At 57.0% G+C, this 8,735-nt stretch carries 9 protein-coding genes and 1 pseudogene; 8 read left to right on the forward strand and 2 right to left on the reverse strand.

What is annotated here, in order from left to right; translation table 11 throughout:
* Nucleotides 1-96 precede the first annotated feature (96 nt).
* Entirely contained in the window at nt 97-1,305 is a 1,209-nt protein-coding gene (locus tag L3X40_RS19985) for an LL-diaminopimelate aminotransferase (protein ID WP_237367148.1), read from the reverse strand.
* A 147-nt stretch (nt 1,306-1,452) separates the two neighbouring features.
* Between L3X40_RS19985 and L3X40_RS19990 the strand changes: the two genes are divergently transcribed.
* From L3X40_RS19990 to L3X40_RS20020, 7 genes are all read left to right on the forward strand, one after another.
* Entirely contained in the window at nt 1,453-3,225 is a 1,773-nt protein-coding gene (locus tag L3X40_RS19990; RefSeq protein WP_237367149.1) for a PHA/PHB synthase family protein, read from the forward strand.
* Between the two features lie 121 nt (nt 3,226-3,346).
* A complete protein-coding gene (locus tag L3X40_RS22370; protein WP_272908061.1) occupies nt 3,347-4,147 on the forward strand; it encodes a phasin family protein in 801 nt (266 codons plus the stop codon).
* A gap of 192 nt (nt 4,148-4,339) precedes the next feature.
* Nucleotides 4,340-4,597 (forward strand): FitA-like ribbon-helix-helix domain-containing protein, encoded by a 258-nt coding sequence (locus L3X40_RS20000; protein ID WP_237367150.1) that lies wholly within the window; start codon nt 4,340-4,342, stop codon nt 4,595-4,597.
* Nucleotides 4,594-5,019 carry a type II toxin-antitoxin system VapC family toxin gene (locus tag L3X40_RS20005; RefSeq protein ID WP_237367151.1) on the forward strand — a complete coding sequence of 142 codons (426 nt, stop codon included), beginning with the start codon at nt 4,594-4,596 and terminating at the stop codon, nt 5,017-5,019. Before L3X40_RS20000 ends, L3X40_RS20005 begins: the two co-directional genes overlap by 4 nt.
* Entirely contained in the window at nt 5,012-5,545 is a 534-nt protein-coding gene (locus tag L3X40_RS20010; protein ID WP_237367152.1) for a hypothetical protein, read from the forward strand. Before L3X40_RS20005 ends, L3X40_RS20010 begins: the two co-directional genes overlap by 8 nt.
* Nucleotides 5,546-5,554: 9 nt before the next feature.
* Nucleotides 5,555-6,136, forward strand: a complete 582-nt coding sequence (locus L3X40_RS20015) for a recombinase family protein (protein ID WP_237367153.1) — start codon at nt 5,555-5,557, stop codon at nt 6,134-6,136.
* Between the two features lie 325 nt (nt 6,137-6,461).
* The gene (locus L3X40_RS20020) at nt 6,462-6,806 is read left to right on the forward strand and encodes a single-stranded DNA-binding protein (protein ID WP_237367154.1); all 345 of its coding nucleotides are present in this window, start codon (nt 6,462-6,464) and stop codon (nt 6,804-6,806) included.
* Between the two features lie 104 nt (nt 6,807-6,910).
* Here L3X40_RS20020 and L3X40_RS20025 read toward each other — a convergent pair whose 3' ends face one another.
* Nucleotides 6,911-7,480: a recombinase family protein gene (locus L3X40_RS20025; protein WP_237367155.1), complete on the reverse strand. Its 570-nt coding sequence runs from the start codon at nt 7,478-7,480 to the stop codon at nt 6,911-6,913.
* 240 nt (nt 7,481-7,720) lie between these two features.
* Here L3X40_RS20025 and L3X40_RS20030 point away from each other — a divergent pair.
* Nucleotides 7,721-8,541 (forward strand): annotated as a pseudogene (locus tag L3X40_RS20030) (IS3 family transposase); the annotation flags it as partial.
* Nucleotides 8,542-8,735 lie beyond the last annotated feature (194 nt).

An 8,735-nucleotide genomic window follows, 5' to 3' on the forward strand; every position in this document is an offset into this window, starting at 1 on the left:
GCCTGCCGACCTAGCATTGTTCATCTCCTCAAAGAGGCGTGAATCAATGAGGTGGATTACAGTTCCGGGTGACTAGATTTCATCATCCGGGAAGGATCATTCCGCTTTCACTGTAGGCGTATTGATGCCCATGCTTTGCAGATAGCGTTTAACGTTTCGCGCCGCCTGCCGCAGCCGCTGTTCATTTTCGACCATGGCGATGCGGACAAAGCCTTCGCCATCCTCGCCATAACCCACGCCCGGTGCCACGGCGACCTTGGCATGAACAAGCAGTTGTTTTGAGAATTCCAGGCTGCCCATATCCCTAAGTGCCGGGGGCAGTGGCGCCCATGCGAACATGGACGCGCGGGGCGGCGGAATATCCCATCCGGCGCGGGCGAAGCTTTCTACCATGACATCGCGGCGCTTGTGATAGAGTTCGCGATTCTTCTGAACGATGTCCTGCGGGCCGTTGAGTGCGGCGCAAGCCGCCGCCTGAATGGGCGTAAAAGCGCCATAGTCCAGATAGGACTTCACGCGCGTCATCGCTGCAATCAGCCGCTCATTGCCGACGGCGAAGCCCATGCGCCACCCCGCCATGGAATAGGTTTTGCTAAGTGAGGTGAATTCAACCGCGACGTCCTTGGCACCCGGCACCTGAAGGATCGAGGGCGTCGGATTGCCGTCATAATAGAGTTCCGAATAGGCAAGGTCGGACACTATCCAAACCGTGTTCTCTTTCGCCCATGCGACCAGCCTTTCGTAAAAGGAAAGATCGACGGTTTCTGCCGTTGGGTTCGATGGATAGTTCACCACCAGGATTGATGGCCGCGGCACGGTGAAAGCCATGGCCCGGTCAAGCGCGCGGAAATAATTATCATCGGGTGTCGTGGGAACCGCCCGGATCGTTGCGCCTGCGATGATGAAACCGAAAGTATGGATCGGATAACTGGGATTCGGAGCCAGCACGACATCGCCGGGCGCAGTGATCGCAGTGGCAAGACTGGCCAAGCCCTCCTTTGACCCCATCGTCACAACAACCTCTGATTCGGGGTTGAGTTCGACACCGAAGCGGCGGGCATAATAATTGGCCTGCGCCTTGCGTAATCCGGGTATGCCCTTCGATTGCGAATAGCCATGTGCGTCCGGCTTGCGCGCCACTTCGCACAATTTTTCGATTACATGGTCAGGTGGAGGCAGGTCAGGATTACCCATGCCAAGATCGATAATATCCTCACCCGCCGCGCGCGCCGCCGCCCGCATCGCATTGACTTCGGCGATGACATAGGGGGGGAGGCGTTTGATGCGGTAAAATTCTTCGGACATTATCGATACATTCCTTGCACTTTCTCCATGGGAGCATTCAATTGAAGCGCAGCCAGGCTTGGTTTGCGCCATGCGCGCATATATACAGGCTTTGGAAGCCTTGCCAGCAGAGATGTTGGCCGGTGTATCGGGCAAAGGAGACCCCGGATGAGCGACGCCGACCTCAAAAAGCCCTTCGATACGGTGGAACCGCCATTGCCAACCCTGGACCAGATGCAGCACTGGACGCGGGTGATCGGGCAGGCGCAGCAACTGCTGCTTGAATATAGCGCCAGACAAATGGCCAAGGCGGAAATGAAGGCCGAAAAAGTGGCCGGCCTGCCGCTGCCCATCGACCCTGAAGCCGTCGGGAAAGTGCATTCGGAATTCTGGGCCAATGGCGTGACTCTCTGGCAACGTTTTCTGGAAAGTGGCGGGAAAGCGCCTGGAGGTTCGGAGGGCAGGGCAGACGGCGACCGTCGTTTTTCCGCCCCGCAATGGCAAAGCGATCCGCTGTTCGACATTATCAGGCGCAGCTATTTGCTGACGGCTGACTATATGATGGATCTTGTCGATACCGTCGATGGCATCGCGCCCAAGCAAAAGGACCAGCTCCGTTTCGCCACAAAGGGCATCATCGATGCGATGAGTCCCAGCAATTTTGCTCTGACCAATCCGCTCGTGCTTGAAAAAACGCTGGAAACCAACGGGGACAACCTGCTTCGTGGTTTGCAGAACATGTTGAACGATATTGACAGGCGGCAATTGTCCCATGTCGACGGCGGTGCATTTGAAGTCGGCCGGAATATCGCCGTCACGCCGGGCAAAGTCATCAAGGAAACCCCACTCTACCAGCTTATCCAGTATGAACCGACAACGAAGGAAGTGCTCAAGACACCGCTTGTCATTTTTCCACCCTGGATAAACCGCTTCTATATTCTCGACCTGAATCCAGAGAAAAGCTTCATTCGCTGGGCTGTGGAACAAGGCATCACCGTATTTGTGGTGTCGTGGAAGTCTGCCGATGAGAGCATGAAAAATATAGCCTGGGACGATTATATCGTGCGGGGCCAGATTGACGCGATCGATACGGTTCGTGAACTGCTGGATGTGCCGAATGTGCATACCATTGGTTATTGCGTTGCGGGCACGACTCTGGCGGCCACCTTGGCGTTGCTTGCCGCACGCAAGGAAGCCGGCAAGGTGAAGAGCGCAACGTTTTTTACGGCGCAGGTGGATTTTTCCAAGGCAGGCGACCTTGGCCTTTTCGTCGATGATGAATTGCTCAAGTTGGTGAAGACGCTGTCGGCTGATGGTTATCTGGATGGGCGCTATATGGCCGCGACGTTCAATCTGTTGCGGGGGCGCGATCTGATATGGAGCTACGTCGTTAACAATTATCTGCTGGGGCAGGATTACAAGCCCTTTGACCTGCTCTATTGGAATGGCGACACGACCAATCTGCCCGCCAAATGGCACCAAAGCTATCTTGCTGATCTGTATCGCGACAATAAGCTGGTTCAACCCGGCGTGATCAGCATCGATGGAACGCCCATCGACCTGCGCAAGGTAAAGACACCAAGCTACATTCAGGCAGGCCGCGAAGACCATATCGCCCCCCCCGAAAGCGTCTGGAAAATCACGGAACATTTTTCCGGCCCGCTGCGTTTCGTGCTCGCGGGGTCAGGCCATATCGCCGGCGTCGTTAACCCGCCGTCTGCGGGAAAATACCAATATTGGACATGCGAGAAGAAAGTTCAGTCGCTTTCGGACTATGTTGCGTGCGCGAAAGAAACACAGGGAAGCTGGTGGCCCGACTGGATTGACTGGCTGGAAGCGATGGGCAACGAATCGGTCCCCTCTACTGGCGCCAGGAAGCCCGGTAAGGGAGGGATGAAGGCCATTGAAGATGCGCCGGGACGCTATGTAAAGACGCGGTAACCCCAGATTTTGGGGGCGCTTTCATTCGCTTGTTACGTTTTTGTTGCAGCGCACAATAACTCTTGCAATTTGCAAGCGACTTCTCTATTGTGCACTGCAACAGGGATGGAAGGAGGCTTCGATGGCAGGAACACCGCCAAAATCGGGACCAAAGAAGGCGATGCGGGGCACATATAAGCCTGCTCCAGCAAAAAAGCCTGCTGCTGCGCCTCAGGCGCCGGAAAAGAAAGCAGTTGCCTCTCCCGCTGAGAAACCGGCTCCGGCCATAGCGCCCAAGGCGGAAACTCCACCGGCACCGGTAAAGGCAGAGGCGTTAGCACCTCCGCCTGCACCAGAACCGAAGAAGGAAGAAATTGCAGCAACATCGGTCGCTCCGGCCATTGAAGCTGCGCCCGAACCCGAAAAAAATAAGCCGGAAATCGATTCCATTTCGGCTGCAGCAGAAGAAGGAACGACTGTAATGACTGATGCAATTGAGACCACGAAGAAAGTTGCCGCCGAAGCCAAGGAAAAGTTCCAGGCGATCTATGGCGAATTCAACGAAAAGGCCAAGGCCGCCGTTGAAAAAAGCAGCAAGATGCTTGAGGAAGTCAACGAGCTGACCAAGGGGAATGTCGAAGCCGTGGTCGAATCGGGCAAGATTGCCGCCAAGGGTGCTGAAGCTTTGGGCCAGGAAGCTGCTGAATACAGCCGCAAGAGCTTCGAAAAGGCGACGGCGACGATGAAGAGCTTCGCGTCGGTGAAGTCACCGACCGAATTTTTCCAGTTGCAGAGCGAATTTTTCTCCAGCGCTTTTGACACGATGGCGTCGGAAGCATCGAAGAACAGCGAAGCTATGCTGAAGCTGGCTGGCGACGTTGCGCAGCCGCTTTCCACCCGCATGTCCCTGGTTTCGGAAAAGGTGAAGTCCTTCACCTCCTGATTTCCACACATATGACAAAAAAACGGTGGTTTAGTTGACTGTCAACCAGATCGCCGGAAAGCCGCGAAAATGCATCACCAAAATCGTCTGATTTCGCCTCTGTCAACTTAATGAAAAAAACTTCATATTAAGTTGACATTATCGCCCTGAATGATAGCATTTCGTGAATATGCTATCACGGAGGCCAACGACATGCCAGCTTTAACGATCCGCAATATCCCGGACGACATTCACAGAGGGTTGAAAGCCCTAGCGGCGAAACATGGTCGGAGTGCAGAGGCTGAGGTGCGGGAGCTGATCGCTTCCGCCGTCCTTCCTTCCCAGCGTCAGCGTCTCGGTACAGCGATGACCGACGTTTGGGGTTGTGTCAGGTTAACCGAGGATGAGGCTCAAATCATTGATGGCGCGCGAGATCGCGCACCGGCCAAGCCGATGAGCTTTGACGAATGATTGTGCTGGACACCAACGTCATATCGGAAATGACGAAGCGAGCGCCCTCGCCTGCTGTTGTTGCGTGGTTGGACGCACAGCGCGCCGAGACCCTTTATCTTTCGGCAATCACAGTTGCTGAAATCAGATTTGGGATTGCCTGTCTGCCCGAAGGAATGCGGAGAAAAACTCTTGAGGGTGCCTTTGCTTTCACCGAGGATTTATTCGCAGGCCGCATTCTGGCATTCGATTGCGAAGCCGCTCGACGTTACGCCGAACTGGCCGCTTCTGCGCGTAGCGTGGGGAACGGTTTCCCGACGCCGGACGGCTATATCGCGGCCATTGCGGCAGCGCACGGCTACGCCGTTGCGACGCGGGATGTTGCACCATTTGAGGCTGGCGGGGTGCCGGTCATCAATCCTTGGCGACATGGAAATGATTGATTATTCCAAGCGACTCCTGTCCCTAAGCTGGCACTTTCTGACTTCAGAAGAATGCGATGCTCGCGCAAAGGCGGACATTCAGCCCGATTTCATGGTGTGTGACCTTCGCGCTTTGCCGGGTGATGGTGAGTATTTCGATCCGAAGCTGAACTCATTTTCGCAATTGTGTGGTGGGAAAGGGCTGGACTGCCTGCAGATAGACCTATTACGACCCGTTTATGATTATTACTCTCTAAAATATAATAGCCTAATCTTTCTTCTGGTTGATATTGAACGTCAGATCATATCACTCTTGGAGGAGCGCGGCATTGATGCGGAATGGTCAATGATCGGATGCACGACAGAAAATGATAGTCCGGTTAGTGCGGTGCGGCGAACACTGGTTTTCCCAAACACTGGCTTTAATGGTGAGGTTATCACCAATTCTCCACGCACTGCCGACCTTTCGCTGACTCTCATCTCCGAGTTGGAGCGTCAACTGGAAGAATACTTCCTAGAACACGCTCCTATCGAACACTACGCATAGGAGGTTAGCGTGAAGTTTGGATATGCGCGCGTCAGCACTGGTGAGCAAAACCTTGCCTTGCAGATCGACGCGCTCCGCGCCGCAGGCGCCGAGCGCATCTATGAAGACAAGGGCGTTTCCGGCTCTTCCGTGTTCAAGCCAGCCTATACCGATTTGCTGCGCGCTGCGCGCGCGGGGGATGAGGTGATAGTCTGGCGTTTGGATCGCCTGTCCCGTTCGCTCATCACGCTCATTACCGAGCTGCGATCGCTGGGCGAAATTGGCGTCGGATTCCGCTCGATAACCGAGCAGATCGAGACGGTGACACCCGCAGGGCAGCTATTCTTTCATATGGTCGGTGCTTTCGCTCAGTTCGAACGCGATGTGATCCGCGAGCGCACGAATGCCGGGCTTCAAGCGGCGCGGCGCGCTGGAACGAAGCTGGGCAGACCGCCTGCGATTAATGATGAGCAATGGAAGCAGGCCAAGTCGCTTTTAACCGAGCCTCACAATATGAGCGTGGTGACTGTTGCTGGCCTGTTGAACGTGACTCGCCAAGCCATCTACAAGCGGCTGAGCGCGGAGAAGCAGGCCGAGCAGGAAGCGGCATAGCGGATCAAGCGCCCCCTCCCCTTCGCCGTTGCTATACCGCTGTCGGCAGACAGATTCCCGCCAATCCTTGATCGTAGCGCGGCAGGCCGATTGCGAATCAGATCGAGGCGAGAGCATCGGGTCATCCTTCGCACCGCCGTTGCTGATTGACGCACCTGGGCGGCTCCCCCTGCCTCATGCGGGTTCGGGCCTTCGGCCCCAAGCAGAAAACCGGCGCTGCGCGCCTACGGTTTCCGCAAGCGGACCCACCGTTTTTCAGCTTGCCCGCGTCAGGGGGGCCACCCCTCCAAAGTGCGTCAGCAACGACAGCACGAAGGAACGGACCATGCAGAACATCGCTGAATTTCGCATTATCGGCCGCATCGGCAGCGCAGAAATCAAGGACAAGGTGGCATTTCTCGACGTCGCCGCCAACTACGGCCGCAAGGTCGGAAACGATTGGGAGGACGATACGCACTGGAACCGCGTTACCTGCTTCGGCAAGAATATCGCGCGCGCCGCAAAGATGAGCAAAGGCGACCTGGTTCACGTTACGGGCCGCGTCCGCCAGTCCCGCTACGATCGCGAGGGCCAGACGGTTTACGGCGTTGACCTGATCGCGGATCGCATCGCCGTGATCGCCAAGAACGGCAAGCCCGCTGACCACGACCGCGAGGACGCCGACGATTGAGGCCCGGAAACGGGGGCGGCGCTTCGCGCCGCCCCTCTCCCTGGGTTATTGAGGACATAGCGTTGGTTTCCCGCTAAACAACGCCAAGTGAGAACAAATAGGGGTTAAGCTGGTCGCTCGATGCCGAGGCGGCGCATTTCCCGGTAGATCGTTGATCGGCCGATACCGAGTTGGCGGGCGGCGTCCGTAGGGCTGATCCGCGCCTCCACCAACTTGATTGCGGCATCGACCTTGCTCATGTCGAGCGGCTGTCGGCCGGGGCGCTTGCCTTTGGCGCGGGCCGCGGCAATGCCGTCCTTCGTCCGCTCGGAAATCAGACGCCGCTCAAAATGGGCGATCGCCCCGAAAACGTGGAAGATCAGCTCGCCGGCGGCAGATGTCGTGTCGATTTTTTCCTCGAGACTGAGGAGCGCGATACGCCGAATGCGTAGATCCTCGACGATTGCGAGCAATTCCGCCAGTGAACGCCCGAGGCGATCAAGACGAACCACGGCCAGCGTGTCGCCCGCACGAGCATAGGCCAGCAGTTCGGCCAGCCCTGGGCGGTCCATGCTCTTACCAGACATGACGTCGCTGAAGACCTTGACCGCCCCGGCTTCCTCAAGCCGCATAGCCTGGCCGGCGATATCCTGATCGCCCGTGCTGACGCGGGCATAACCGACGATGGCGGTCATCTGACCAGCTTGATCTGCAGCCCTAACTCGAGCTCACAGCTCATCGTATACATCGGCCTGCCCGCACCTTCGTGCTCCCGGTGCCTCTGTCCCGGATGGTCGCACCATAAGGGGTCAGTTCCGGTAGGGGGCGAAATGACACCCTAAGCGATCAGTCAACCACCATTCGTCATTTTGGACTTGTATCGGTTTTGTGCCGGTCACTTGAGAGTTTAACACTCGATCAAGGAGACCGACGAGATGATCAAGCATACACAAGAGTTCAAGCAGGAGGCGGTGCGGATTGCGCTGACCAGCGGGCTTTCGCGTGAGCGTGTGGCCAAGGATTTGGGTATTGGTAAATCGACGCTGGGCAAGTGGCTGGCACAGTATCGGCCAACAGATTTGACCTCAGCGCCGCAGGCAGATCTGGCCCGCGAGAATGAACGGCTGCGTCTGGAGAACCGCGTGCTCAAGGAGGAGAGGGACATCCTAAAAAAGGCCACGCAGTTCTTCGCGAGCCAGCGGCCATGAGGTTCGCATTCATCGATGCCTGGCGGCATCAGTGGCAGGTGGGAGCACTGTGCCGGGTGATGCGCGTTAGCGAGCGCGGCTATCGTTCATGGCGATCCCGCCCGATCAGCCAGCGTGCGCGAACGGATATGGCAGTGCTGGCCCATATCCGGGAGCAGGATAGCCTGAGCCTTGGCAGCTATGGCCGACCGAGGATGACAATGGAGCTCAAAGAGGCAGGTCTCGCTGTCGGCGAGCGCCGGGTCGGGCGCCTGATGAAGATCAATGGGATCAAGCCGGTCCGCACACGCAAGCACAAGGTCACCACCGACAGCCAGCACCGCTTGGGCGTCGCAGCCAACTGGCTGGATGGGGATTTTGTGGCAGATATGCCCAACCAGAAGTGGGCCGGCGATATCACCTATGTCTGGACGCAGGAAGGCTGGCTCTACCTCGCCGTTATCCTCGACCTGCACAGCCGCCGTGTAGTTGGTTGGGCGGTCAGCGACAGGATGAAGAAGGATCTGGCGATCCGGGCGTTGGACAGGGCTGTACGCCTCCGTAAGCCTTGGTCAACCCCGCCAGTTCAACCTCGACCGCTTCAAGACTGGCGATCAGTGGTGTCATGATGCCCCTGAGTTCGGGGCGTTGGCCGAACAAGGCGTCAAGCCGCGCACGTCTTTTGAGGACATTGCGTAATTGATTTAGTGTCCCGCTTTTTGGAGGAAACCCCCCGACTTCAGTCGGGAAGAGGCTTCAGCCG

The sequence above is a fragment of the Rhizorhapis sp. SPR117 genome, assembly GCF_021742065.1.

Coding starts and splice junctions, on each gene's coding strand:
- L3X40_RS22370 (WP_272908061.1), top strand. CDS start 3,347: ATGGCAGGAACACCGCCAAAATCGGGACCAAAGAAGGCGATGCGGGGC.
- L3X40_RS19985 (WP_237367148.1), bottom strand. CDS start 1,305: ATGTCCGAAGAATTTTACCGCATCAAACGCCTCCCCCCCTATGTCATC.
- L3X40_RS19990 (WP_237367149.1), top strand. CDS start 1,453: ATGAGCGACGCCGACCTCAAAAAGCCCTTCGATACGGTGGAACCGCCA.
- L3X40_RS20020 (WP_237367154.1), top strand. CDS start 6,462: ATGCAGAACATCGCTGAATTTCGCATTATCGGCCGCATCGGCAGCGCA.
- L3X40_RS20025 (WP_237367155.1), bottom strand. CDS start 7,480: ATGACCGCCATCGTCGGTTATGCCCGCGTCAGCACGGGCGATCAGGAT.
- L3X40_RS20000 (WP_237367150.1), top strand. CDS start 4,340: ATGCCAGCTTTAACGATCCGCAATATCCCGGACGACATTCACAGAGGG.
- L3X40_RS20010 (WP_237367152.1), top strand. CDS start 5,012: ATGATTGATTATTCCAAGCGACTCCTGTCCCTAAGCTGGCACTTTCTG.
- L3X40_RS20005 (WP_237367151.1), top strand. CDS start 4,594: ATGATTGTGCTGGACACCAACGTCATATCGGAAATGACGAAGCGAGCG.